The sequence below is a fragment of the Streptomyces sp. CB02009 genome (assembly GCF_001905825.1).
GTDB lineage: Bacteria > Actinomycetota > Actinomycetes > Streptomycetales > Streptomycetaceae > Streptomyces.
Map to the genome: position 1 here is coordinate 454881 of NZ_LIVV01000002.1, position 23935 is coordinate 478815.

20 protein-coding genes are annotated in these 23935 nt (G+C 72.9%); 11 read left to right on the forward strand and 9 right to left on the reverse strand.

All coding sequences use genetic code 11. The features are described 5' to 3' along the window. The first annotated feature begins 174 nt into the window (after positions 1-174). Positions 175-1395 carry a CapA family protein gene (locus tag AMK27_RS09435; protein ID WP_073904682.1) on the forward strand — a complete coding sequence of 407 codons (1221 nt, stop codon included), beginning with the start codon at positions 175-177 and terminating at the stop codon, positions 1393-1395. Positions 1396-1534: 139 nt separating this feature from the next. Here AMK27_RS09435 and AMK27_RS09440 read toward each other — a convergent pair whose 3' ends face one another. Next, positions 1535-1996, reverse strand: coding sequence for a universal stress protein (locus AMK27_RS09440; RefSeq protein ID WP_073904684.1), 462 nt, complete (start codon positions 1994-1996; stop codon positions 1535-1537). Between the two features lie 90 nt (positions 1997-2086). On the opposite strand from AMK27_RS09440, the gene AMK27_RS09445 reads away from it, so the two are divergent. Then, positions 2087-2956, forward strand: a complete 870-nt coding sequence (locus AMK27_RS09445; protein WP_073904685.1) for a polysaccharide deacetylase family protein — start codon at positions 2087-2089, stop codon at positions 2954-2956. 104 nt (positions 2957-3060) lie between these two features. Here AMK27_RS09445 and AMK27_RS09450 read toward each other — a convergent pair whose 3' ends face one another. Further along, the gene (locus AMK27_RS09450) at positions 3061-3720 is read right to left on the reverse strand and encodes a class F sortase (protein ID WP_073904687.1); all 660 of its coding nucleotides are present in this window, start codon (positions 3718-3720) and stop codon (positions 3061-3063) included. Positions 3721-4176: 456 nt separating this feature from the next. Here AMK27_RS09450 and AMK27_RS09455 point away from each other — a divergent pair, with 456 nt between their 5' ends. Beyond that, complete coding sequence (locus AMK27_RS09455; protein ID WP_073904688.1) at positions 4177-4695, forward strand: hypothetical protein; 519 nt, start codon at positions 4177-4179, stop codon at positions 4693-4695. 112 nt (positions 4696-4807) lie between these two features. Here AMK27_RS09455 and AMK27_RS09460 read toward each other — a convergent pair whose 3' ends face one another. From AMK27_RS09460 to AMK27_RS42680, 3 genes are all read right to left on the reverse strand, one after another. Beyond that, on the reverse strand, positions 4808-5365 hold the full coding sequence (locus tag AMK27_RS09460; protein ID WP_073904690.1) for a hypothetical protein: 558 nt from the start codon (positions 5363-5365) through the stop codon (positions 4808-4810). Between the two features lie 191 nt (positions 5366-5556). Continuing rightward, the gene (locus tag AMK27_RS09465) at positions 5557-6321 is read right to left on the reverse strand and encodes a bestrophin-like domain (RefSeq protein ID WP_073904691.1); all 765 of its coding nucleotides are present in this window, start codon (positions 6319-6321) and stop codon (positions 5557-5559) included. 18 nt (positions 6322-6339) lie between these two features. Beyond that, the gene (locus tag AMK27_RS42680) at positions 6340-6849 is read right to left on the reverse strand and encodes a hypothetical protein (RefSeq protein WP_158076914.1); all 510 of its coding nucleotides are present in this window, start codon (positions 6847-6849) and stop codon (positions 6340-6342) included. 842 nt (positions 6850-7691) lie between these two features. Here AMK27_RS42680 and AMK27_RS09475 point away from each other — a divergent pair. After that, a complete protein-coding gene (locus AMK27_RS09475) occupies positions 7692-8504 on the forward strand; it encodes an SAM-dependent methyltransferase (protein ID WP_073904693.1) in 813 nt (270 codons plus the stop codon). Then, positions 8501-10666, forward strand: coding sequence for a putative bifunctional diguanylate cyclase/phosphodiesterase (locus AMK27_RS09480; protein ID WP_073904694.1), 2166 nt, complete (start codon positions 8501-8503; stop codon positions 10664-10666). Before AMK27_RS09475 ends, AMK27_RS09480 begins: the two co-directional genes overlap by 4 nt. Before the next feature lie 140 nt (positions 10667-10806). Here AMK27_RS09480 and AMK27_RS09485 read toward each other — a convergent pair whose 3' ends face one another. Continuing rightward, positions 10807-12981 carry a TerD family protein gene (locus tag AMK27_RS09485; protein WP_073904696.1) on the reverse strand — a complete coding sequence of 725 codons (2175 nt, stop codon included), beginning with the start codon at positions 12979-12981 and terminating at the stop codon, positions 10807-10809. 183 nt (positions 12982-13164) lie between these two features. Further along, positions 13165-14076, reverse strand: coding sequence for a LysR family transcriptional regulator (locus AMK27_RS09490; protein ID WP_073905908.1), 912 nt, complete (start codon positions 14074-14076; stop codon positions 13165-13167). A 96-nt stretch (positions 14077-14172) separates the two neighbouring features. Between AMK27_RS09490 and AMK27_RS09495 the strand changes: the two genes are divergently transcribed. The 5 genes from AMK27_RS09495 (at position 14173) to melC2 (ending at position 19127) form a co-directional block, all read left to right on the forward strand. Beyond that, complete coding sequence (locus AMK27_RS09495; protein ID WP_073904697.1) at positions 14173-14898, forward strand: succinate dehydrogenase; 726 nt, start codon at positions 14173-14175, stop codon at positions 14896-14898. A gap of 1 nt (position 14899) precedes the next feature. Then, positions 14900-16846 (forward strand): fumarate reductase/succinate dehydrogenase flavoprotein subunit, encoded by a 1947-nt coding sequence (locus AMK27_RS09500; protein WP_073904699.1) that lies wholly within the window; start codon positions 14900-14902, stop codon positions 16844-16846. Next, a complete protein-coding gene (locus AMK27_RS09505; protein WP_073904701.1) occupies positions 16843-17592 on the forward strand; it encodes a succinate dehydrogenase/fumarate reductase iron-sulfur subunit in 750 nt (249 codons plus the stop codon). Before AMK27_RS09500 ends, AMK27_RS09505 begins: the two co-directional genes overlap by 4 nt. A 292-nt stretch (positions 17593-17884) precedes the next feature. Further along, positions 17885-18277, forward strand: coding sequence for an apotyrosinase chaperone MelC1 (gene melC1 / locus AMK27_RS09510; RefSeq protein WP_073904702.1), 393 nt, complete (start codon positions 17885-17887; stop codon positions 18275-18277). A 22-nt stretch (positions 18278-18299) separates the two neighbouring features. Continuing rightward, entirely contained in the window at positions 18300-19127 is an 828-nt protein-coding gene (gene melC2, locus AMK27_RS09515) for a tyrosinase MelC2 (RefSeq protein WP_073904704.1), read from the forward strand. Positions 19128-19212: 85 nt separating this feature from the next. On the opposite strand, the gene AMK27_RS09520 is transcribed toward melC2, so the two are convergent. After that, positions 19213-21573, reverse strand: coding sequence for an ATP-binding cassette domain-containing protein (locus AMK27_RS09520; RefSeq protein ID WP_073904705.1), 2361 nt, complete (start codon positions 21571-21573; stop codon positions 19213-19215). Positions 21574-21672: 99 nt separating this feature from the next. Between AMK27_RS09520 and AMK27_RS09525 the strand changes: the two genes are divergently transcribed. Next, positions 21673-22800, forward strand: coding sequence for a PP2C family protein-serine/threonine phosphatase (locus AMK27_RS09525; RefSeq protein ID WP_073904707.1), 1128 nt, complete (start codon positions 21673-21675; stop codon positions 22798-22800). Positions 22801-22871: 71 nt separating this feature from the next. Here the strand turns inward: AMK27_RS09525 and AMK27_RS09530 are convergent, their stop codons facing one another. Further along, positions 22872-23879 (reverse strand): LLM class flavin-dependent oxidoreductase, encoded by a 1008-nt coding sequence (locus AMK27_RS09530; RefSeq protein WP_073904708.1) that lies wholly within the window; start codon positions 23877-23879, stop codon positions 22872-22874. Between the last annotated feature and the right edge of the window lie 56 nt (positions 23880-23935).

Consider the following 23935-nt stretch of genomic DNA (forward strand, 5'->3'; position numbering starts at 1 on the left):
TCGCACCGAGCGGCGAATGGTACGGCGAACGGTCAGGGGCCGGTCGACCGGAGCCATTGCGTCCGTTTCAGCGGGTTCCGGACGCCCTGCGGCCCCGACCCTTGACTGCGGCTGTCGTGCGAGATCAATTCGTGTGAAGAGATGTTCATCCCACGAATCGGGCGGAGTGCCGACATGACCTCACGCACCAGACCCGCGGGTGTGGTGGCGCTCGCCGCCTTGCTGCTCGCGGCGGCGACGGGCTGCACCGAAGGGAGCGAAGGTCCGGCCGGCGGAGCCCCCAGCCCCGAGGCCACCGGCGGAGGACCGGGCTCCGGGCCGCCCGCCGCCCCGTCCGCCGCGCCCGGCGGGGCGTCCGCGCCCGCCGGGTTCACCCTGGTCGCCTCCGGGGACATCCTTCCGCACGACTCGATCATCCGCCGGGCCGCCCAGGACGCGGGCGGCGACGGCTACGACTTCGCGCCGATGCTCTCCGGGGTGAAGTCCGTCGTCTCCCGGGCCGACCTGGCCCTCTGCCACATGGAGACCGTGTACGGCAAGGAGGGCGGGCCCTACACCGGCTACCCCGCCTTCAAGTCGCCGCCCCAGGTGGCCGCCGCGCTCAAGGCCACCGGCTACGACTCCTGCTCCACCGCCTCCAACCACACCCTCGACGACGGGGCGGCGGGCCTCGGCCGCACCCTCGACGCCCTGGACCGCGCGGGCGTCCGCCACGCCGGCTCGGCCCGCACGGCCGAGGAGGCGGCGAAGCCCACGCTGCTCACGGCGGGCGGTGCCACCGTGGCCCAGCTCGCCTACACCTACGGCACCAACGGCTACCCGATGCCCGAGGGGCAGCCGTGGGCCGTGCGGACGCTCGACGAGCGGAAGGTGATCGCGGACGCCCGAGCCGCCCGCGCGGCCGGCGCCGACGTCGTCGTGGTCAGCGTCCACTGGGGCAGCGAGTGGCAGACGGAACCCGACGAGCGGCAGCTCGGGCTCGGCCGGGCGCTGACCGCCTCGCGGAGCGGGGGCCGCCCCGACATCGACCTGATCATCGGGACGCACGCGCATGTCCCGCAGGCGTACGAGAAGGTCAACGGCACCTGGATCGTCTACGGGATGGGCGACCAGATCGCCGGGGACATGATCAACCACGAGGGGGCCTACGACGCCCGCGGCAACCAGGGCAGCATCGGCCGTTTCACGTTCGGCCCGCCCAGGACCCCCGGCGGGCGCTGGGAGGTCACCAAGGCCGAGTTCGTCCCCCAGTGGTTCGACACCGCTCGGGGCCGGGTGGTCAACCTCGGCGCCGCCGACGGCTCCGACCCCCGCCACGCCGAGATCCGGGACACCGTCCGGCAGGTGGTCCTCAGCCGCGGCGCGGCCGCGGACGGGCTGGTGATGGGCCGGTAGCAGCCCGGCGCCGACCGCCCCGGCCGGTCGCCGACCGTGGTCACGGTGGCGGGCGGTCGCCGGCGTTCGTCACGGCAGAGGTCGGATGTCGAGCCCGGTCACGGCAGAGGTCGGCCGGTCATGGCACGACCGGGACCGGTCACGGTACGACGGTGACCGGCCAGCGGCCCGCCTTCACCAGCCGGACGGCCACCGAGCCCACGAACCGGTGGCCGGCCGACTCGGAGGCGCCCACCACCACGGCGTCCGCCGTCAGCTCCTCCGCCGCCTGGACCAGCCCCGCGTAGGCGTCGCCGCGGAAGGTGTGGAACTCCCACCGCATCCGCCAGAGGTCCTTCACGCGCTCGGCGGACGTACGGATCTCCGCGACCAGGTCCTGGGCGATCTCCTCGGTCGTCCCCGCCGTCGGCGCCCCCATGGCGGCCCCCGCGGTGATCACCGGCTGCACGTAGACCAGCGCCAGCAGGGCGTTCTGCCGCCGCGCGAGCCCGGCCGCGTACGCCGCCGCGCGCAGCGAGGAGGCGGAGCCGTCGATCCCCGCCATGATCACTTTCGGGCCGTCGGTACCGCGTTCGAACCGACCGGGCTGCTGTTCGCTCACCCGTCGAGGCTATCGGCTCATCGGGTGCTTTCGACGGGGCGGTCGGTGTCGATGAGCCGCGCGGGTCCTCATCCGTATGAACCATTGGTCATGAAAAAGGATCAGATGCCCACGGGGCGCCGTGCGGTGCTGCGGCTCGCCGCCGCCCTCGGGGCCACCGCCACCGTCGGATTCCTCGCGGCGGACCGCTTCGCGGCACCCGAACGGGCCGGCGGGACCGCCGCGCCTCCGGCTCCACCGGGCCGGGGAGCGGGCCCCGCCGCCGGCCCGCAGGCGCAGTCCGCCCGGCTGGGCCCCACCGCGTACCGCCTCCAGTCGATGACCGCGTACGCGCCCCCCGCGTACCGGCGGGCCGTGCCGCCGGTACGGCAGCGGCCCTTCCTCAGCATGTCCGGCGTCGGCCGCTCGATGGTGCTCAGCTTCGACGACGGCCCCGACCCCCGCTACACCCCGGGCATCCTGGAGACCCTGCGCCGCCACGACTGCCGGGCCATGTTCTTCGTCTGCGGCGAGATGGCGGTCGAGAACCCGGACCTGCTGCGGGAGATGGCCGCGGACGGGCACGTCGTCGGCAACCACTCCTGGTCGCATCCGCTCATCCCCAAACTGCGGCCCTCCCGCATCCGCGACGAGCTCGGCTCCACCAGCGAGGTCGTGGAACGGACGCTGGGGACGGCCCCGCTCTGGTACCGCGCTCCCTACGGTGCCTGGAACCGGCACTCCTTCGAGATCGGGGCCGAGCTCGGCATGGAGCCGCTCGCCTGGACCGTCGACACCCTGGACTGGAAGGAGCCCGGCGCCGACACCATCGTCCGCCGGGTGCTCGACGGCGCCGCGCCCGGTGCCGTCGTCCTCTCCCACGACGCCGGCGGCGACCGCTCCCAGAGCGTGGCCGCGCTCCGCCGCTATCTGCCCGAACTCCTCGACGCGGGCTACCGCATCACCGTCCCGCGGCGCTGAGCGCTCCGGAACGGGCGCTCGCGGCCGGATCGGTACGGGCACCGGCAGGGCAGGCGAAGGGCCCCGGCACCACACCCGGTGCCGGGGCCCTCTGCCGTGCCCCGCTAGCGGGAGCCCACCATCCGCGCGTACACGACGACGTTCCCGTCGTAGCCACGCGCCCGCGTGTAGCCGCCTCCGCAGGTGATGACCCGGAGCTCGGGCTCGCCCGTGTCGGCGTACACCTGCACGCCGGGGAAGTTGTCCTTCGCGTACACCTCGAGCCCGTAGATCTCGAAGACCGCGATCCGGCCGTCGTACCGCTCGACCTCGATGTGCTGGCCCTTCTCCAGGGAGCCCAGGCCGTAGAAGACCGCGGGCCCCTGGGCGTTGTCGACATGGCCGACGACCACCGCGGTGCCGCGCTGGCCGGGGGAGATGCCGTTCTGGTACCAGCCGGCGAGGTTGGCGTCCTGGGGCGGCGGCGCCGCCACCCAGCCGTCCGGGTCCAGGCCCACGTCCATGATCGGGGCGGCGACCTGGATCGCCGGGATCCTGATCCGCGAGGCGGGGGCGAAGGGCAGCGGTTCCAGACCCTCCGTCGCCCCGTCCGGCGGGGTGACCGGGCGAGCCACCGGACGGGCCGCCGCGGCGGGCTGCGGAGGCCCGTCCGCGAAGTCCACGCCGTTGCGCATCATCGCGATCCCGGACAGCATGGCGAGGGTCAGGACGCCCCAGGGGCGGCGTCTCCTGCGCTGGAAGACGCGGAAGTCCTTCGGGGGCATGGTTCTCCCTTCGTGGCGTCGTCAGAACGGTAAAGGCGACCTGACGGACCGTCGCGCCGAACGGAGCGAACGGGTGGGGGCCGCCGCCGGACGGGTGCCGGAGCGCGGGTACGGGGGTGCTGCGACGCCCCTCCCGACCCCCGCGAGGGGTGCTGCGACGCCCCTCCCGACCCCCGCGCGCCCGGGGTGGCACGGAGCGCGTCCCGGGCGGCAGCGGCCGACAGGCGGGTGACGAGCGGCTGACCCATCCGAGTAATCGTCAGATAAGCAGCCCGCTCGGCCCTGACCTGCGGTTCTCCCTCCTCCGGAGACCTGATCCCGGGCGTGTCGCCTCACCGGGTGGCCCAGTGCCGAAATGCGCGGCTTGCTGTGACTTGTGATGGTTCGTCATGGAAGGCGTACTCGTCGACACTCCCGGAGCACCGCTTTGGGGCGTCTTCCACTGGAGGTTCAACCATGCGTGCAGCACGCACTCTGGCGGTGACCGCCACCGCGATCGCGGCGGTCGGCCTCGCGGCCCCCCTTGCCGCCGCCACCAACGGTCCGGGCAACGTCGTCAGCGGGGGCTCCAACAACACCCCGAGCAACGTCACCGTCAGCCCCTTCGAGGTCCACCCGGGGTCGACGCTCACGATCACCGCCAGGGGCTGCAACCGTGGCGGCACGGTCACGTCCAACGCCTTCCCGGACGCCACCCTCTCGGGCGGCAACGGCGTCTCCACCGCCGTCGCCCGCGTCTACAACAACGCCACCCCCGGCAACTACAACCTGGCCGTCCGGTGCAACGGCGGCTCCAACGTGGTCACCGAGCCGTTCCGCGTCCTCCCGGGCCGTGGCGCCCAGGGCGGTCTCGGCGGCTCGATGGCCCCCAGCTCCACGGAGATGGCCGTCGGCGGCAGCCTGGTCGCCGCGGCCGCGCTCGGCGGCGGTCTCTTCATCGTCCGCCGTCGCCGTATGACCGGTGCGGGTGTCTGACCGGACGAACCTCCCGGCCGGGCCGCTCCGCCCGTCGCCCCCGAGTCCCCGCCGGGACCCGGGGGCGACGGGCGTCCGAGGACGCCGTCGCCTGACCGGTCACGACGGCCGCTCAGTGGCGACGGGCCGAACCGGTCCGGCGGCGCACCGCGTACACACCGCCGACGGCGGCGGCGACCACCAGGGCACCTCCGGCGGCCAGTTGGAGCGGCTCGAAGCCGCCCGCCGAACCGCCGAGACCACCCTGCACACCACGCGGGGGAGTGAGGATGGTGGAGCTGATGGTCGGAGTGGCGGTGGGCGTGCCGCTGATCGTCAGCGTCGCGGTGTCCGAGATCCCGCCGGTGCAGTTGAACGACACCGTGTACACGGCGCCGCGCCGGGCGTCCAGGTCCACGGTGGCGAGCGCCGCCGAGCCCGGTGCGATGGTGACGGTGTCGAAGATGCCGGCCGAGGCCGTCGCCGTGCTGGCGCAGCCGGGGGCGCTCAGCGTCACCCGGCCGCCCGGGGCGACGACCGAGGGCGACACGACGAAATCGCCCGGTGCCTTGGCCCGTGCCGCTCGCGGGTTGGGTGCGGGAGCACCGTCCGCCGCGACGGCGGTGGGGGCGGCCAGGGCGAGGGCGGCCGCCCCCAGCAGGGCAGTGGACGCGGCACGTATCGCGCGCATGGTGAATCCTCCGGGTCCCGAGGGGCAGCCGCGGAAAGGGGGTTTCCGCGAAAGACCGTGCGTACACCTCGATGTCCGAAACGCTAGAAGCGCATTACCACAGCCGCGATCCCAGACGTGCGAATGGGGCACGTGTGTCCCCCGACCGGCTCATCCGGTGTGTCGCCTCACGTGTCGCCTCGCGGGTCGCCTCACGGTGCGAGCCCCGGGAACAGATCGGTGAAGGGCGCGGCGGTTGCCGAGATGCCGCGACCGAACGGCGCGTCGAAGTCCCAGATGAGGAACAGCAGGAAGGCGATCAGCACGCTGAAGAGTCCGGCGAGCAGCAGTTCGCGCCCGGTTCTGCGGATCTGCAGGGTGAAGATCAGCCCGACCGTGACCAGGGCGCCGACGATCAGGCCGAACCACACCACCCCCGGCATGGTCGCCCCCGCGTTCTGCCCGCGGGCCCCCCGGGCGTCGTCGGCCACCGCCACCTGGTCGACGAGGGGCTGGTACGCCTGCCCCTCGAAGTCGGTGGCCGGCTGGTAGTCGGTGACGCTGCGCCGCACCTTCTCCAGGAGCGCGGTGCCCTCCTCGCTCAGCTCGCCGTGCTCCGCCATGTACGTCCACTCGTCGTCGACGACATAGGCGACGTAGGCGTCGACGTCGGCGCGGATGCGCTCGCGGACCGCCTGCGGGTACACCTCGGCGCGGGCCGAGATCTCGTGCATCGCCTGCGCCTCCTGCCGCACGGTCTCCTGGGCGGCGCCGCGGGCCTCCCAGACGCCGGCGATGGCGAGACCGAGGACGATCGCGTAGATCACGCCGATCATCATCGTCATGTACTCGATGACGTCCGGGGTCTCGCTGGGGTCGTCGTCATCGGGGATCCGGCGGTGGTTGATGACGACGATCGTGAGGACGACGGCGCACGCGGCGGCCATCGCAAGGGTGAGAACAAGCCATTCAGACATGGATTCCTCTTGTGGGATTCAGAGGGGCGAAGGGGTCGGGGGGCAGCGGGTCACTTGGACCGGGGGCGCAGGATCGCCGTCGCGAGCACCGCGGGCGCGGTGATCATGAGGGTCGCGGTGACGACGGAGGTGCCGGTCTTCGGCTGGGGGCGCGAGGCGCGCCGGTAGTGGGGCATCGCCACGGGGGCGGGCGTCGTCGGCCGGGGCCGGACGGTGGGCGGAGGCGTCGGGCTCGGCGGCGGCGGAGGTGGCGGCGGGGGCGGTGCGGGCGCGGGCTCCGGCGGCCTCGTGGTCGGAGGTGCGGGGGCCGGCGGCTCCGGGCGGGGTGCGGGCCTGGCGGCCGGTGGCTTCGGCGCGGGCCGGGGCGGCGGAGGGGTCGGCCGCGGCGGCTTCGGCGTCGGCTTCGGTGGGGGCGTCGGGGAGGGAGACGGGGACGGCGGTTCGGGCGACGGAGTCGGAGTCGGTGTCGGCGTGGGTGTCGGGGTGGGGGTGGGAGAAGGCGTGGGCGTCGGCGTGGGGGACGGGCACGGCGGGGGCGGCTCGGTGGGGCAGGGCTTCGGGTGGTGGTGATGGCCGTGGCCCTTTCCCTTTCCCTTGCCTTTTCCCTTGCCCTTCCCTGAGCTTCCGCGTCCGTCGCCGTCGTCGCGGCCGTCGCGGTGGCCGTCGCCGGCGACCGCCACGGCGACGTGGGAACCGCCCGGGCCGGTCGAGGCGTAGGCGCAGGCGTCCGCGGCGACGGGCACCGGGGTGGCGAGGAGCCACACGAGTGCGAGGGCCGCCAGCGACCGCGCGAGGAGTGATCCGTTCAGAGACACGCCGTCGAGCTTGATCAGAGGCGGGCCGCGCCGGGGCGGATTCGAGCGGGATTCGCCGGATGGAGCGGATCTCCGGGCGGACTGGTTTGACCTTTCGCCTCGTTCGAAGTCGGCGGGGGCGCCGCCGCGGGGCCCAATGCCCGGGTATCGCAGGGCGGACGGATTCCGGAAGGCGGCGGACCGGGTCCGTTCCGGCCTCGGATCGATAACTGTCCGGTTGTCGCCCTGTCGGACGGGAAGGGGAACGGGGCATCCTGCACCGGCGACCGGAGCCCTCCGCCGGCAACGGCCAAGGTGCGGGCGGGGCCTGGGCGTCCGACGCGGGGAGCCGCACGCGGCCGAGGAGCCGACGCACACTCATATGCACGTGAATTTGCACAGCCTGAAGGCGTGAACTCTTCGCTCCCGAGAGCACGTGCCAAAGGCGTGTGACCAAGAACGGACCGCGAATTTCCGTTTCTACTCGCTCTCTCGGCGGGCGATCAGTAGCCTCACCTCGAACACCGGCCGCGAACACATGGCCGCATCCCCCATGGCGACTTGTTGGAGACATTGATGGAGCGTCCCGCCTGGGCTCCGCCTGGTATCGACATTTCGGTGCCGAGCGTGTCCCGTATGTACGACTTCTATCTGGGCGGCTCGCACAATTTCGAAGTGGACCGGGAAGCGGCGCGCAGGGCCATGGAGTTCATGCCTGGCCTGCCCAAGGTCATGCAGGCGAACCGCGCCTTCATGCGGCGCGCCGTCCGCCACGCCGTTGACAACGACGTCACCCAGTTCCTGGACATCGGCTCCGGCATACCCACCTTCGGCAACGTGCACGAGGTCGCCCGGACCGCCGACCCGGCGGCCCGGGTCGTCTACGTCGACCACGACCCCGTCGCCGTGGCCCACAGCCGCGCCGTCCTGGAGGGCGACGAGGGCGCCGCGGTCGTCGCCGCGGACCTGCGCAAGCCGGCCGACATCCTCTACAGTCCCGAGGTGTCCCGACTCCTCGACCTGGAGCGGCCGGTGGCGCTGCTCCTCGTCGCGGTCCTGCACTTCCTGGAGGACGAGGACCGCCCGTACGCGGCCGTCACCGAACTGCTCGACGCCCTCGCGCCCGGCAGCCTCCTGGTGATCACCCACGCCTCGTACGAGGGCATCCCGCTCTCCGAGGAGCAGGCCGGCGGCACCGTCGGGGTCTACCGGAACATCCGCAACCCGCTGGTGATGCGTTCCGGCGCCGAGATCACCCGCTTCTTCGAGGGAACCGAACTGATCGAGCCCGGCCTCGTCCCGATGCCCCTCTGGCGTCCGGACAGTCCGGCCGAGGAGGAGGATCCCTACGCCTTCTCCGGGTTCGCAGGGGTGGGGCGCAAGGCGTGAAGGTCCCGTCTCAGCCGTCCGGCGGCGCTGCCGAAGCCGACGGCCCGGAGGACAGACTCAGGCGGTTCGTCACCATCTGGAGCCGCGCGATCTTCCCGGTGACCGCCACCTCGCTGACGCGTGCCGAGTTCGAGGTCCACCTGCTGCCGCTGGCGCGCAGGCTGTACGACGCCCTGCACGCCCGGCCGTTCGACACGGCCCCGGCCCAGCGCGCCGGCGCGGAGCTCGTCGCCGCGCACTGCACCGACCCGGACGCCCTCGGCCGCAGCCTCGGGGTCGTCGACTCGTACCTGGTGCTCTACTGCGGTACGGAGTCCGACCTGCCCGCCGAGGAGCTCCGGGCCCGCTGCTCCCGGCTCCAGCACGCGATGGCCGCCGGCTACGCCCAGGCCCTGCGCGAGCGCACCCGGTCCGAGCAGGAGGCCATCGCGCGCTCCGCGCTCTCCGCCCGCAGTGCCGCAGAGATCGCCCTGCACGCCACCGAGAGCCGCTTCCGGGCCGTCTTCGACGGAGCGGCGATCGGCATCGGCATCGCCGACCTCGACGGCAACGTCCTGGAGGTCAACGAGACCCTCACCCGCATGTTCGGCGGCATGGAGGGCCCGCTGCGCAGCCGGAACGTCAGCGAGTGGGTCCACCCGGAGGACGGCCCGCACGTCTGGAAGCTCTACGACGAGCTGGTCCGCGGCGACCGCGAGCACTACCGGGTCGAGAAGCCGTACTACCGCGGCGACGGAACGGTTCTCTGGACCAACCTCACCGTCTCGCTGCTCCGCGACGCGGAGGGCAACCCCCAGTACCAGCTGGCCCTCATGGAGGACACCACCGAGCGGCGGCTGCTCCATCTGCGCCTGCGGTACGAGGCCACCCACGACGCGCTGACGGGGCTCCCCAACCGGACCCTGTTCTTCGAGCGCCTGGAGAAGGCCCTCGCGCCCGGCGACAACGCCCGCTTCGGCCTCTGCTACCTGGACCTCGACGGCTTCAAGGTCATCAACGACAGCCTCGGCCACTCCACCGGCGACCGGCTCCTCGTCGAGGTCGCTGACCGGCTGCAGAGCTGTGTCACCGGGTCCGGCGAGATGGTCGCCCGGCTCGGCGGCGACGAGTTCGTCGCCCTCACCACCGGCGCCGCCGGCGAACAGGACGTCACCGAACTCGCCGACCGCATCCTCGCCGCCCTCGCCACCCCCCTCCGCATCGACGGCCGCGAACTGACCGTCCGCGGCAGCCTCGGCGTCGTCGAGGGCCCGGCCGGCGAACGCACCCCCGCCGAGGTGCTGCGGAGCGCCGACATCACCATGTACCGGGCCAAGTCCGCCGGCGGCAACCGCTTCGAGCTCGCCGACCCGGAGGCCGACGCCCGCGCCATCACCCGGCACGGCCTCACCACGGCCCTGCCGACCGCGCTGGAACGCGGCGAGTTCTTCATCGAGTACCAGCCGCTGGTGCACCTCGACGACGGCAGCGTCCACGGCGCCGAGGCGCTCGTACGCTGGTGCCACCCGCAGCACGGAGTGCTCGGCCCCGACCGGTTCATCCCGCTCGCCGAGGACACCGGACTCATCGTGCCGCTGGGCCGCTGGGTGCTCCAGGAGGCCGTGCGCCAGGCCCGCTTCTGGCAGGCCCGGCACGCCGACGGCGGGCCGCTGAGGATCAACGTCAACCTCTCCCCGACGCAGCTCCACCACCCGCGGCTGGTCGCCGACACCGTCGACGTCCTGGAGCGGTCCGGGCTCGAACCGGGCGCGCTCTGCCTGGAGGTGACCGAGTCGGCGCTGATCGGCGCCGACGAGGACCTGCTCAAGCCGCTGCGCCAGCTCGCCGAGATGGGCGTGGACATCGCACTCGACGACTTCGGCACCGGCTACTCGAACCTGGCCAATCTGCGCCGGCTGCCGGTGAGCGTCCTCAAGCTCGACCGCTCCTTCACCCGCGGCATGCAGCAGCATCCGGTGGACCCGGTCGACCTCAAGATCGTCGAGGGGATCGTCTCCCTGGCGCACAGCCTGGAACTCGCCGTCACCGTCGAGGGCGTGGAGACCGGGGCCCAGGCCCGCCAGCTCCGCGACCTCGGCTGCGACACGGCCCAGGGCTGGTACTACGCCCGACCCGGCGCCCCGGACCGCATCCACTCGCTGCTCCTGGCGGACGCGGTCTGAGACCCGGACCACGAAACCGGCCTCCCCGCGCGAAGCGGGGAGGCCGGGAAGAGGTACGGGGGAGGAAAGCGGAGAGGCTATTTCAGGGAGTGGGTAGAAGGAAGCCTCTCCATGGCCTCGCCCCGAGAGGACCGTAGCACTCAGGCGGGCAGCAGGTCGCGCAGGTTTTCGGGAGTGAAGATGCGCGAGCCGGGGGCGAGTCCGTCCGGCCGCTCCAGGCCGATGTAGGTGACCGGGCCGTCCGGCACGGTCCGCCCGTCCCACAGCGTCGTCTCCGCCCCCGACTCCTCCATCAGGGAGACGAGGTGACGCACGGTCAGGTACGTGCGGTCGAACAGGGCGCGCATCAGGACCGCGATCGTCACCCGGTGCCCCTCGACCCGGTTCGCCGACGGAGCTCCCCGCAGGTACAGATGTAGCCAGTGTGCGTGCCAGCGTCCCTCGTCGTCCCGGCGGAAGGCCAGCGGCAGCGCCGCCTTGCCAGGGCCCCGCAGATCCGACTTCATCCGCACCGTCCTCGGCTCGAACGGCCTGCCCCGCTGCTCGGAGTCGCGCAGCATGAAGCCGAAGAAGCCCTCCGCCACCTCGTCGAAGCCCTCTCCCGAGTAGACGTACACCTGCGGCACGACGAACGTCCCCCGCACCGCCCCGAGCCGCAGGTCGATGAACTCCGAAGCCCCGTCCGGGGCTTCGGTGATGTCACCCGAGTGCCGGCCCTCGACGTCGGTCAGGGCCGTGTACGAGAGCCAGGTCACCGTTCCGTACGCCGCGTCGAGGACGAGCGCCGACAGATCGAGGTCGGTCGTGCGCCGCGCCTCCCGCCAGTACGTGAAGAAGCGCAGCAGCTCCCCCTCGACCGGTGAGACCGAGCCGCGCGGCAGCACACCGAGTCCCGCAGAGGCCGCCCGGCCGCTCAACGGCAGGGCCACGTCCAGGACGTCCGGGTCGATCAACAGCCGCCGCGGAGAGGGGAGTCGGCGCCGCGTCTCGGCGTCGAGCAGCGCGACGAGCCGCTCGCGGTCGGCGTCCTCCAACGGCGGGCGCGTGTCGTCCGCGACCCAGGCCGCGCCCGCCCGGTTCACGAACACCCGGCGCGCATCGCCCCCTCCCGCGCGGTTCCGGACGTGCTCGCGCACCGACAGGACGACCCGGCCCGCCACCTCCGGCGCGGCCCGCTCGACGGCCGCGAGGACCGCCTCCCGCTCCTTGGCGTCCGCCGCGACGCGCAGCAGCCGGTCCAGCGCGCGGAACAGCCGCCCCGGCGCGTGCGAGGCGAGGAGATCCGCCGCTCCCGCGACATCGCCCCGCGCGAGCAGCTCCTCCATGCGGCTGTCGAACGACGGCGCCCTCCGCTCGCCGCGGGCGACGGCGAACACCTCGGCGGCGTGCGGCCAGTGCGGGTACTCGTGGGGGTGCAGGCGCTCCCCGAGGCGCTTCCACGCCTCCCGGTGCGCGGACACGTCCGACAGTTTCGCGGGGGACGCGGCCACCACCGCGTCGAGGCCCGCGAGCAGGGCGCGGCGGTGCGGACGGGACAGCGCGCGGAAACGCGTGGGCTCGCGCAGGGTGACATCGCCCTCGGCGAGGGCGCAGGCCAGCCGCAGCACGTCGGTCACGGTGTCGAGCAGCGGAGCGGCGCCCACCCGCAGCCGGGCGTGGTTGACGACGGCGCGGCTCTCCCGGACCGTGATCGTCTCCGGCTGGGGGCCGTCCGCGCAGGGCCCGGCGAGCGCGGCGAGATCCCGCAGATGCTCCTCGCCGAGCGGGGTCGTGCTGCCCGCCAGGGCCAGATAGAGCGCGGTGACCTCGGTGTCCGCGTCCGCGCCGAGGTGCAGCACCGTCAGCCGGTCGCCGGCCGCGGCGATCAGCTCGTCGTGGACGGCGAGCATCTCCTCGTACGTGTGCCGGTAGCGGCCGTACGAAGGAAGGGTCAGCAGGTCCAGGACGCCGGCGCTCAGCTGCTCGACGGTACGGGCGCGCGTGGCGTCGTCGGCGAGAGCCTCGGCGACGCACTCTCTCCAGAAGTCGAGCGTGTCCGGCACGTTGTCCGGGAAGTCGACGAAGTACACGTTGTGCCGGACGTGGTCGCCGACGAGCTCACGGACGGTCGCGAGGGTCCGGACGGCGGTCCTGACGACCGTCGGCCCGGCCAGCCCCGACAGGCGCTCGACCAGTTCGCCCGACAGCTTGAACCCGGCGGTCATCAGCGCCGCGTCGAACCTGCGCGTGGCGGCGGCCCCGTCCCCGGCCGGACCGGTGGGGGAGGGGAGGCGGTGGGTGTGCCGGACGACCAGATGTTCGAGAGCGTGGACCATGCGGGCATGCTCGCAGCCGCCGCCGGTCCGTCGCACGCGGATTTACGGGGGCGCGCGAGGGCCGACGGGGCGTGGGCGGCGCGACGCCGACTGCCCGTGGTCAGGCGGCGGGGCGGGGCGTGCGGCGAGCGGCGGGGCGGGGCGTGCGGGGAGAGAGCGGTGGCGGTTCCGCCGGCCGTTCCCTCAGACGGTGCCCACCGTCCGGTCCGGTCCGGCCCGTCGCGAGGCCAGCAGCATCCGCTGGAGCTCCCGCGCGGCCCTCGGCGGTGCGACGTCGCTGCGGTGGGCCAGGGCGATGGTCCGGCGCAGGCCCGGCCGGGCCAGGGCGGTCACCCGGAGGTCCCGGCCCGCCCGCGCCGCCACCATCGCGGGGACGACAGCGAGCCCGAGCCCGGCCCGTACGAAACCGAGGACCGCGTCCAGCTCGCCGCCCTCGACCGTGAACGTCGGCTCGAAGCCCTCCGCCCGGCAGGCCGCCACGGTCAGTTCCCGCAGGTCGTAGCCGTGCCGGAACATCACGAGCGGCTGGTCGCGCAGGTCGGTGATCCGGACCGGGCGGCGCGGCGCCGGGGCGGAGGCGGAGGAGACGACCACCAGGTCCTCCCGGAGCAGCTCCACGGTCGTCAGGGCCGGCGACGGGCTCGGCAGCGGCAGCACCACCAGCGCCAGGTCGAGGGCACCGCGGGCCAGCTCCCGGACGAGGTCGTGCGAGCCGCCCTCCTCGATGAGGAGCTCGATTCCCGGGTGCAGGTCGTGGAAGGCGCGCAGGACGTCCGGCAGCAGCCCCGTGCACAGGCTCGGGGTCGCCCCGAGCCGCACCCGGCCCCGCTTCAGCTGGGCCAGCTCCTGCACCTCGATCCGGGCGGTCTCGGTGTCGGCGAGGATCCGCCGCGCGAGCGGCAGCAGGGCCTCGCCCGCGTCGGTGAGCGTGATGTTCCCGCGGGCCCGGCTGAACAGCTCGGCGCCCAACTCCTGTTCCAGGGCCTTGATCTGCTGGGAGAGCGAGGGCTGCGAGACATGGACGCGCTCGGCGGCCCGGGTGAAGTGACGGGTCTCGGCCACGGCGACGAAGTAGAGGAGCTGCTGGAACTGCATGGTCACAGCGTAGGCGACTTTCATAGGGTGGGCCTATTGAGATCAGCCGGACCATGTCTTGGACCTCTCGGGCCCTTCGGCCCTAGCGTCGTAGGCATGGCTCTGGCACCCACGAGGGACCGGACGACGGGCCGCCCGCCGTCCCCCACACCGTCACGCGGATTCCTGTCGTCGACCCTCGGCAAGAAGACGGTCATGGCAGTCAGCGGGCTGCTCATGCTCGGCTATCTCGTCGCCCATGTCGCCGGCAACCTGAAGGTCTTCTTCGGCCCGGAGGAGTTCAACGCCTACGGCCACTGGCTGCGGGTCATGGGCGCCCCCGTCCTGCACCACGAGTGGGCCCTCTGGCTCGTGCGGATCGTGCTCCTCGCCGCCGTCGTGGCCCACGCCGTCTCCGCGTACCAGCTCAGTCGCCGGGACGTGAAGGCCCGCCCCACCGCGTACGTCCACCGCCGCAAGCGCTCCTCGTACGCCACCCGCACCATGCGCTGGGGCGGGATCATCCTCGCCCTCTTCATCGTCTGGCACGTCCTCGACCTGACCACCGGGACCGTCCACCCCGGCGGCTTCGAGGAGGGCAAGCCCTACCAGAACGTCGTCGACACCTTCTCCACCTGGTACGGCAACGTCATCTACATCGTCGCCATGCTCGCCGTCGGCCTCCACGTCCGGCACGGCTTCTGGAGCGCCGCCCAGACCCTCGGCATCGGCAGCGCCCGCCGCGAGCGCCTCCTGCGGGGCCTCGCCGACACCCTCGCGCTCGTCCTGACCGCGGGCTTCATCTCCGTCCCCGTCGCCGTCATGACCGGAGTGGTGAGCTGACATGAGCTTCCTCGACTTCACGACCGGAGGTCCGGTCGCCGACGACAAGGCCCCCTCGGGGCCCGTCGCCGAACGCTGGGACACCCGCCGCTTCCAGGCCAGGCTGGTCAACCCCGCCAACCGCCGCAAGCACCGCATCATCGTGGTCGGCACCGGCCTGGCCGGCGGCTCCGCCGGAGCCACCCTCGCCGAACAGGGCTACCACGTCGTCCAGTTCTGCTTCCAGGACTCCCCGCGCCGGGCCCACTCCATCGCCGCCCAGGGCGGCATCAACGCCGCGAAGAACTACCGCAACGACGGCGACTCGATCCACCGCCTCTTCTACGACACCGTCAAGGGCGGCGACTTCCGCGCCCGCGAGTCCAACGTCCACCGGCTCGCCCAGATCTCCGTCGAGATCATCGACCAGTGCGTCGCCCAGGGCGTCCCCTTCGCCCGCGAGTACGGCGGACTCCTCGACACCCGCTCCTTCGGCGGCGTCCAGGTCTCCCGCACCTTCTACGCCCGCGGCCAGACGGGCCAGCAGCTCCTGCTCGGCGCCTACCAGGCGCTGTCCCGGCAGATCGCCGCCGGAAACGTCGAGATGCACGCCCGTACGGAGATGCTCGACCTGGTCGTCGTCGACGGGCGGGCCCGCGGGATCGTCGCCCGCGACCTGATCACCGGCGAGATCTCCACCCACTACGCGGACGCGGTGGTCCTCGCCAGCGGCGGCTACGGCAACGTCTTCTACCTGTCGACGAACGCCATGAACTCCAACGCCACCGCCGTCTGGCGGGCCCACCGGCGCGGCGCCTACTTCGCCAACCCCTGCTTCACCCAGATCCACCCCACCTGCATCCCGCGCACCGGCGACCACCAGTCCAAGCTGACCCTGATGAGCGAGTCGCTCCGCAACGACGGCCGCATCTGGGTCCCCCGGGCCAAGGGCGACACCCGCGCGGCGGCCGACATCCCCGAGGACGAGCGCGACTACTACCTGGAGCGGATCTACCCCTCCTTCGGCAACCTCGTCCCGCGTGACATCGCCTCCCGCGCCGCGAAGAACGTCTGCGACGAGGGCCGCGGCGTCGGCCCCGGCGGGCAGGGCGTCTACCTCGACTTCGCCGACGCGATCCGCCGCATGGGCCGGGCCGCCGTCGAGGAGAAGTACGGGAACCTCTTCGACATGTACGCGCGGATCACCGCCGAGAACCCGTACGAGGTCCCCATGCGGATCTATCCCGCCGTCCACTACACGATGGGCGGACTCTGGGTCGACTACGACCTCCAGACCACCGTCCCCGGGCTCTTCGCCATCGGCGAGGCGAACTTCTCCGACCACGGCGCCAACCGGCTCGGCGCCTCCGCCCTCATGCAGGGCCTCGCCGACGGCTACTTCGTCCTCCCGGCCACCATCAACGACTACCTCGCCCGGCACCCCCACGCCGAGCCCGTCACCGACGACCACCCGGCCGTGCGGGAGGTGCTCGCGGAGACCGAGGACCGGCTGAACCTCCTCCTCGCCGTCGACGGCGACCGCACCCCCGACTCCTTCCACCGGGAACTCGGCGAACTCATGTGGGAGTACTGCGGGATGGCCCGTACGGAGGAGGGCCTGCGGACCGCGCTGGCCCGGATCCCCGAGATCCGCGAGGAGTTCTGGAGCCGGATCAAGGTCCCCGGCACCGGCCAGGAGTTCAACCAGTCGCTCGAGAAGGCCAACCGCATCGTCGACTACCTGGAGCTCGCCGAGCTCATGTGCCTCGACGCGCTGCACCGCGCCGAGTCCTGCGGCGGCCACTTCCGCGAGGAGTCCCAGACGCCGGACGGCGAAGCCGCCCGCCACGACGAGGAGTTCGCGTACGCGGCGGCCTGGGAGTTCGGCGGCACGGGCACGGCCCCCGTCCTCCACAAGGAGGACCTCACCTTCGAGTACGTCCACCCCACCCAGCGGAGCTACGCATGAGGCTCACCCTGCGCGTCTGGCGCCAGCGGAACGCCGACACCCCCGGCGCGATGTCCACCTACGACGTGGACGGGATCTCCGCCGACATGTCGTTCCTCGAGATGCTCGACACCCTCAACGAGGACCTCATCCTGCGCGGCGAGGACCCCGTGGCCTTCGACCACGACTGCCGCGAGGGGATCTGCGGCGCGTGCAGCCTCGTCATCAACGGCGACGCGCACGGGCCGGAGCGGACCACGACCTGCCAGCTCCACATGCGGTCCTTCGACGACGGCGACACGATCGACGTCGAGCCCTGGCGGGCCTCCGCCTTCCCGGTCGTCAAGGACCTGGTCGTCGACCGCTCCGCCTTCGACCGGGTCATCCAGGCCGGCGGCTACATCTCCGCGCCCACGGGTGCGGCCCCCGAGGCCCACGCGACGCCCGTCCCCAAGGCCGACGCGGACTTCGCCTTCGAGCACGCCGAGTGCATCGGCTGCGGCGCGTGTGTGGCGGCCTGCCCCAACGGCTCGGCGATGCTCTTCACCTCCGCGAAGGTCAACCACCTGAACGTGCTGCCCCAGGGCTCCCCGGAGCGCGAGACCCGGGTCCTCGACATGGTCGCCCAGATGGACGCCGAGGGCTTCGGCGGCTGCACGTTGACGGGCGAGTGCGCGACGGCATGCCCGAAGGGCATCCCGCTGCCGTCGATCTCCGCGATGAACAAGGAGTGGCTGCGGGCGCAGCGGAAGGCCGCCCGGGGCTGAGGCCGGATCAGGACAGTCTCGGGGCGTGGGCTCCGCCACACGACGCGCCCCGAATCGAAAGATCATTCACGAAACGAACACTTTCTCCGTAAGATCTTCGCTTCGGGGCGCTGTCGACCGTGCGAACAGCAAGATCAACTCCGTTCAATTCTGTACATTTCATGGCAAGTTGTCCACATCGCAGCCAACCCGCCTGCGGCGATTTCCGCCCCGCCCCCACCCCCGGGTACTGATGAGCACTGCCGGGGGCATATGACCAAACCCCCGGTCGCACAGACCACTTGGGGGTTTCATGTCCAGCATCACCCGCCGCCGGGTCCTCGGCGTCGCGGCCGGAGCCGCAGGGGCCGCCGCGGGCCTCGCCCTGGCCGGATCCGCCGTCGCCGACGGTCCCCGGACCGCGGCGCCGGCAGCCGGTCCGGCCCCGGCCTCCTTCGACGAGGTCTACCAGGGCCGCCGCATCAAGGGCGGGCCCGCGCACGGCGGAGGCCACCACGGGGGGCACCACGGAGGGGGCTATTCCGTGACGATCGACGGCGAGGAACTGCACGTCATGCAGAACGCCGACGGCACCTGGATCAGCGTGATCAACCACTACGAGCCCGTCGCCACGCCCAAGTCGCTGGCCCGCGCGGCCGTCCGCGAACTCCAGGGCGCCCCGCTCGTACCCCTCACCCTCGGCTGATCGATCCAGGAACGGCAACGTCATGACCGTACGCAAGAACCAGGCCTCCCTCACCGCCGACGAGAAGCGGCGCTTCGTCAACGCCGTCCTGGAGCTCAAGCGCTCCGGGCGGTACGACACCTTCGTCACCACGCACAACGCCTTCATCATGAGCGACACCGACAACGGCGACCGCGTCGGCCACCGCTCGCCGTCGTTCCTGCCCTGGCACCGGCGCTTCCTCATCGAGTTCGAGCAGGCGCTCCAGTCCGTCGACCCGACCGTCAACCTCCCCTACTGGGACTGGACGGCCGACCGCACCTCCCGTTCCTCGCTCTGGGCGCCCGACTTCCTCGGCGGCACCGGGCGCGCCCGCGACGGCCAGGTGCTCGACGGCGCGTTCGCCCGCAGCGGCAACCGCTGGACGATCACCGTCCGCGTCGACGGCCGCGACTACCTGCGGCGCGACCTCGGCGCGGGCGGCCGCCAGCTGCCCACCCGGGCAGAGGTGGACTCCGTCCTCGCCATGGAGACCTACGACACGGCTCCCTGGAACAGCTCGTCGGACGGCTTCCGCAACCACCTGGAGGGCTGGCGCGGCGTGAACCTCCACAACCGCGTCCACGTCTGGGTCGGCGGCCAGATGGGCACCGGGGTCTCCCCGAACGACCCCGTCTTCTGGCTGCACCACGCCTTCATCGACAAGCTCTGGGCCGACTGGCAGGCCCGTCACCCCCGGTCCCCGTACCTGCCGGCCGCGGGCACCGCGAACGTCGTCGACCTCGGCGACACCATGCGCCCGTGGAACGACGTGACCCCGGCCGACATGCTCGACCACACCCGCCACTACACCTTCGACACGGCGGCCTGACCCACCGGACGGGCCGCCGCTCTCCGGCGGCCCGACCCGGTCCCACGGGCTTCTGCTCCGGCGGCCCCGGCCCGCCGTGAGGGCCTCAGTCCCTCGCGGCGGGACCGAGGGCGCGGAGCAGATACGGCGCGGTGCGGCTCTCCGCCGCCCGCGCCACCCGGCCCGGCGGGCCCTCGGCCACGATCCGGCCGCCCTCGTCGCCGCCGCCCGGACCGAGGTCGAGCACCCAGTCCGCGGTGGCGACCACGTCCATGTCGTGCTCGACCACGATCACCGAGTGGCCGGCGTCCACCAGGCCGTGGAGCTGCCGCATCAGGACCTCGACGTCCGCCGGGTGCAGACCCGTCGTCGGCTCGTCAAGGACGTACAGCGTGGGGGAGCGGTGCGGCCGCTGGAGCTCGGACGCGAGCTTGATGCGCTGCGCCTCGCCCCCGGACAGCTCCGTCGCGGGCTGCCCCAGCCGCAGATAGCCGAGGCCCACGTCGAGCAGGGTGCGCAGGCTCCGCGCGGCGGCGGGCGTGTCCTCGAAGAACGCGGCGGCGGACTCGACGGTGAGATCGAGGACCTCCGCGATGGTGAGCCCCCGCAGCCGCACCTGGAGCGTCTCGGGGTTGTAGCGGGCGCCGTGGCAGTCGGGGCAGGGCGCGTACGTACTGGGCAGGAAGAGCAGCTCCACGGAGACGAAGCCCTCGCCCTGGCAGGTCTCGCACCGGCCCCCGGGAACATTGAAGGAGAAGCGGCCGGCCTTGTAGCCGCGGGCGCGCGCCTCCCCGGTCTCCGTGAACAGCTTGCGCACCACGTCGAACAGACCCGTGTACGTCGCCAGGTTGGAGCGCGGGGTGCGCCCGATCGGCCGCTGGTCCACCGTCACCAGACGCCCCACCCCGGAGAGTTCCTCGGTGAGCGCGCCCACGAGCGTCGACTTCCCCGAGCCCGATACGCCGGTGACCGCCGTCAGCACCCCGACGGGGAAGGCCGCGTCGACCGACCGCAGATTGTGCCGGGTCACCGGCCCCGTACGCAGCCACCCGGCCGGCGCACGCACCTCCCGGGCGGGTCGCGGCTCCCGGTCGAAGAGGAAGCGGCGCGTCGCGGACGCCTCGACGTCCGCGAGTCCGCCCGGCGGCCCGCTGTGCAGGACCCGCCCGCCGTGCACTCCGGCGAGCGGCCCGACGTCCACGAGCCAGTCGGCGTGCCGGATCACGTCGAGGTGGTGCTCGACGACGAAGACGGAGTTCCCGGCGGCCTTGAGCCGGTCGAGCACCACGAGCAGGGCCTCGGTGTCGGCCGGGTGCAGACCCGCGGAGGGCTCGTCCAGGACGTACACCACGCCGAAGAGGCCCGAGCGCAGCTGGGTGGCGAGGCGCAGCCGCTGGAGCTCGCCGTTGGAGAGGCTGGGGGTGGCCCGGTCCAGGCTGAGATAGCCGAGGCCGAGCTCGGTCACGGTCGCGATCCGGGCGACGAGGTCCTCGGTCAGGACGCGCGCGGTCTCCCCGTCCTCCGCCGACGCGGCGGAGAGGAGCCCGGCCAGCGCCGTCAGCGGAAGCGACGCCAGCTCGGCGATGGTCCGGTCGGCGAACGTCACCGCGAGCGCCTCGGGCCGCAGCCGCCCGCCGCCGCAGACCGGGCAGGGCGCGCTGGTGAGGAACCGCTCGGCCTTCGCCCGCAGCGTGGGGCTCTTCGAGTCGGAGAAGGTCCGCAGGACGTAGCGCCGCGCACTCATGTACGTGCCCTGGTACGGGCGTTGGATGCGGTCCGCGTCCCGTACCGGATGGACCGTGACGACCGGCTGCTCGTCCGTGAACAGGATCCACTCCCGGTCCTTCGCGTCGAGCTCGCGCCACGGCCGGTCGACGTCGTACCCGAGGGTGTCGAGGACGTCCCGTAGGTTCTTCCCCTGCCAGGCGCCCGGCCAGGCCGCGATCGCCCCCTGACGGATCGACAGCTCGGGCTCGGGAACGAGGAGTTCCTCGCTCGTGTCGTGGACGCGGCCGAGCCCGTGGCACGAAGGGCAGGCGCCCGCGGCCGTGTTGGGGGAGAAGGCGTCGGAGTCGAGCCGCTCGGCCCCCTCCGGATAGCGGCCCGCCCGGGAGAACAGCATGCGGAGGGAGTTGGAGAGGGTGGTGACCGTGCCGACGGAGGAGCGGGCGTTCGGGGAGGACCGGCGCTGCTCCAGGGAGACCGCCGGCGGGAGCCCGGTGATCTCACCGACGGCAGGCGCCCCCACCTGGTGGATCAGCCGCCGCGCGTACGGCGCCACCGACTCGAAGTAGCGTCGCTGGGCCTCCGCGTAGATCGTACCGAAGGCCAGGGAGGACTTGCCGGATCCGGAGACCCCGGTGAAGACGGCGAGCGCGTCGCGGGGGATGTCGACGTCCACTCCCGCGAGGTTGTGCTCACGGGCACCGCGGACACGGACGTACGGATCATGGTGGCTTTCGGGCATACGGTGATTTTATCCGGCGAACCGGGAGGTCCCTCACTCGCAGGGGGGTCGGGGCGCCCGCATACTGGGAGGGGGCCGGCTGCCTCCCTGGAGGGCCGCATGGACGATCGTTCACGTGGTGCCCCGGGCGTGCCGCCCGGGGGAACCCGCACCGGCGGCGCCGGGCAACTCGCCCGGACCCTGCCCTTTCTGTGCCTGGCGGCGGGGGTGGCCTTCCAGGTCAGCACCCCGAGAGAACTGACCGGAACCCCTCTCTTCGCCGCGGCTCCGCTGATCTCCGCGCCGCTCTTCGCCTGGTGGGCCGCGGTTCTGTTCGGCGGCGCGGGACTGCTGGCCATCACGGTCTTCTACGGGGTCACCGGGCACATGGGCGGCATCACCGCCCTCCACGGTCTCGTGACCGAACTGGCGACCCTGCTCTGCGTCACGGCGATCGCCGTCTTCCTCAACCGCGTGGTGCGCCGCGACAGGAGCCGCCTGGCCTCCGCCCGGGGCGTCGCCGAGACCGCGCAGCGGGCCGTGCTGCCGACGCCCGAGCACCGACTCGGAGCGCTGAGGTCCGGTGCCCGTTACGAGGCCGCCCAGGAGCACACCCTCATCGGCGGGGACCTCTACGCCGCCCGCTCCACCCCGCACGGGGTGCGCCTCCTCATCGGCGACGTCCGGGGCAAGGGGCTGGGGGCCATCGAGACGGTCTCCGTGATCCTCGGCGCCTTCTGGGAGGCCGCGGACCGGGAACCGTCCCTGCACGGCGTGGCGGACAGCCTGGAACGCGCCCTGAGCCGCGAGGGAAGCCGCCGCGCGGGCATCGACGACACGGAGGGCTTCGCCACCTGCGCCTTCGTGGAGATCCCGCCCGGGGACAAGGAACTGCGCGTGCTGAACCGGGGGCATCCCGAGCCGCTGCTGCTCCGCGGCGACGGGACCGTCGTCCCGTTGAAGCCCCGGGCCTTCTCCCTCCCGCTGGGGCTCGGGGAACTCGCCCCGGGGCCGGGTGAGATGACGGCGGGCCCGTTCCCGCCGGGGGCCACCCTGCTGCTCTACACGGACGGACTGTCGGAGGCCCGGAACGAGGCGGGCGTCTTCTACGATCCGGCCGTCCGGCTGAATGGCCGGACCTTCGCCTCGCCGGACCGCCTCCTCGACGCGCTCGTCGCCGACGTCCACCGGTTCACCGGCGGCGCGCGGTCCGACGACATGGCACTGCTTGCCGTCCGCCGCCCCTGAGACTGCCTACGTGAGCCCCTACCGCCCTCGCGAGCCTGCGGTACGACTCGCTCAGCCGCCCCTGAGACGGCCTACGTGAGGCCCACCGCCCTCGCGAGTCTCCGGTACGACTCGCTCAGCGCCGCCCTGTCGTACGTGCTCGTGGTGACCAGGACCTCCTGCGCCCCGGTCTCCTTCACTGCCCTCTCCAGCGCGTCGGCCACCTGCTCCTCCGTGCCGTGCACATGGCCGGTCAGGCCCGACTCGTAGAAACCGCGCTGCTTCTCCGTCATCACGAGCCCCTCGACCGCCTCGGGCGCGACGAGCGGCGGGAAGACGCCCAGCGTCCGGGAGTGGGCGAGCGACCAGGCCTCCGGCATCAGCAGCCGCCTGGCCTCCGCCTCCGTCCCCGCCACCGCGACCGTCCCGGCGATCACCACGTACGGCTCGGCGGACCACACGGAGGGGCGGAACGCGGAGCGGTACGTCTCCACGGCGGCGAGCAGCCGGTCCCGGCCCCGGAGGTCGCCGATGACCAGCGGCAGTCCGGCCGCCGCGGCGATCGTCGCGCCCTCGCCGGTCGCCAGGACGAAGGGCGGCACCCGCAGCCCCTCGGCGGGCCTGGCGTGCACCTGCGGGTGGGCGGTCTGCTCGCCGGTGAACCAGCCGAGCAGCTCGCCGAGCTGCTCGCCGAACCGGTCGGCGTCGTCCTTGTCCCTCCCGAGCGCCCGGCGGATCCCGTCGGTGAAGCCGACCGAGCGCCCGACGCCCATGTCGATCCGGCCGGGGAAGAGCGACTCCAGGACGCCGAACTGCTCCGCCACCACCAACGGTTGGTGGTTGGGAAGCATCACCCCGCCGGTACCCACCCGGATACGCGTCGTGGCGGCGGCGACGGCGGCCGCGAGGACCGTCGGCGCGGAACCGGCGACCCCGGGCACGCTGTGGTGCTCCGAGACCCAGAAGCGGTGGTAGCCGAGGGCCTCCACCTCCTGGGCGAGGAGCACGGTGTCGCGCAGCGCCCGGGGGGCGTCCTCGCCCTCCCGGGTGCGGGAGCGGTCGAGGACGGAGAAGCGGATGCCGCCGGGGAAAGTGCTCACAAGGGGTTCAACGCTCGGGGAGGGGAGGGATTCCCGTCCCGCGCTCCCGGTCCACG

Coding starts and splice junctions, on each gene's coding strand:
- AMK27_RS09435 (WP_073904682.1), top strand. CDS start 175: ATGACCTCACGCACCAGACCCGCGGGTGTGGTGGCGCTCGCCGCCTTG.
- AMK27_RS09445 (WP_073904685.1), top strand. CDS start 2,087: ATGAAAAAGGATCAGATGCCCACGGGGCGCCGTGCGGTGCTGCGGCTC.
- AMK27_RS09450 (WP_073904687.1), bottom strand. CDS start 3,720: ATGCCCCCGAAGGACTTCCGCGTCTTCCAGCGCAGGAGACGCCGCCCC.
- AMK27_RS09455 (WP_073904688.1), top strand. CDS start 4,177: ATGCGTGCAGCACGCACTCTGGCGGTGACCGCCACCGCGATCGCGGCG.
- AMK27_RS09460 (WP_073904690.1), bottom strand. CDS start 5,365: ATGCGCGCGATACGTGCCGCGTCCACTGCCCTGCTGGGGGCGGCCGCC.
- AMK27_RS09465 (WP_073904691.1), bottom strand. CDS start 6,321: ATGTCTGAATGGCTTGTTCTCACCCTTGCGATGGCCGCCGCGTGCGCC.
- AMK27_RS09475 (WP_073904693.1), top strand. CDS start 7,692: ATGGAGCGTCCCGCCTGGGCTCCGCCTGGTATCGACATTTCGGTGCCG.
- AMK27_RS09485 (WP_073904696.1), bottom strand. CDS start 12,981: ATGGTCCACGCTCTCGAACATCTGGTCGTCCGGCACACCCACCGCCTC.
- AMK27_RS09490 (WP_073905908.1), bottom strand. CDS start 14,076: ATGCAGTTCCAGCAGCTCCTCTACTTCGTCGCCGTGGCCGAGACCCGT.
- AMK27_RS09495 (WP_073904697.1), top strand. CDS start 14,173: ATGGCTCTGGCACCCACGAGGGACCGGACGACGGGCCGCCCGCCGTCC.
- AMK27_RS09500 (WP_073904699.1), top strand. CDS start 14,900: ATGAGCTTCCTCGACTTCACGACCGGAGGTCCGGTCGCCGACGACAAG.
- AMK27_RS09505 (WP_073904701.1), top strand. CDS start 16,843: ATGAGGCTCACCCTGCGCGTCTGGCGCCAGCGGAACGCCGACACCCCC.
- melC1 (WP_073904702.1), top strand. CDS start 17,885: ATGTCCAGCATCACCCGCCGCCGGGTCCTCGGCGTCGCGGCCGGAGCC.
- melC2 (WP_073904704.1), top strand. CDS start 18,300: ATGACCGTACGCAAGAACCAGGCCTCCCTCACCGCCGACGAGAAGCGG.
- AMK27_RS09520 (WP_073904705.1), bottom strand. CDS start 21,573: ATGCCCGAAAGCCACCATGATCCGTACGTCCGTGTCCGCGGTGCCCGT.
- AMK27_RS09525 (WP_073904707.1), top strand. CDS start 21,673: ATGGACGATCGTTCACGTGGTGCCCCGGGCGTGCCGCCCGGGGGAACC.